Source organism: Vibrio sp. 2134-1 (assembly GCF_033339495.1).
Map to the genome: position 1 here is coordinate 1 of NZ_JAWOUS010000589.1, position 626 is coordinate 626.

A 626-nucleotide genomic window follows, 5' to 3' on the forward strand; every position below is an offset into this window, starting at 1 on the left:
CCAATATTGAGCAACGAGCGTGCCGTTGGCAGAGGCTAGACCGGCCATGATCATGATCGCCACGAAATGCCATTTTGACGCAATTCCCACAGCTGCTGTCGCTTCTTTACCAAAGTCACTAACCATGAGAACATCAGCCAATGCCAATATCGCGACAAGCGCGCTTTGGATTGCGACAGGAAAACCTAAGCGAATAATCTGACGTAACAAGTCGCCAGACATAGGATTTGCTTGATTTTTGATGTCAGTATTGTTCGTCATAGTCACTCCTCAGTTTGTGGGGGAATATAAAACCAACCGAGGCATAAATACATGTTCGAAAATCGACAAAACCTGTGCGAATCCGTCATCGGTCAATTCTCTCCTCAACATGAGTGGCACGATGACGTCTACCTTGCGCCTGCGTGCAAAGAACGTTTTCTTACGCTAACGGAAATTCCAGAATGGCAACGTGCCGATATTTTTATGGCGGGATTGGCTGAGCTGCACGACGGTTATCACGTTGAGCGTGACAAGGTGGGCGTGCATACGTTGTTATTCACGTTAGAAGGCGGCGGTGTGTTGATTACGCCGAATTGCGTTAAGGAGATCGAACCGTATACGCTGACCATCTTGCCCGTAGACAC

Annotated in this window: 1 protein-coding gene and 1 pseudogene; one reads left to right on the forward strand and one right to left on the reverse strand. The window is 48.2% G+C overall.

The genetic code is table 11. The annotated features are described in order from the left end of the window. A partial coding sequence (locus R7R78_RS27390) for an MATE family efflux transporter (protein ID WP_406707406.1) occupies positions 1-222 on the reverse strand: 222 nt, incomplete at its 3' end. 90 nt (positions 223-312) lie between these two features. On the opposite strand from R7R78_RS27390, the pseudogene R7R78_RS27395 reads away from it, so the two are divergent. After that, a pseudogene (locus R7R78_RS27395) lies at positions 313-626 on the forward strand (AraC family transcriptional regulator); the annotation flags it as partial.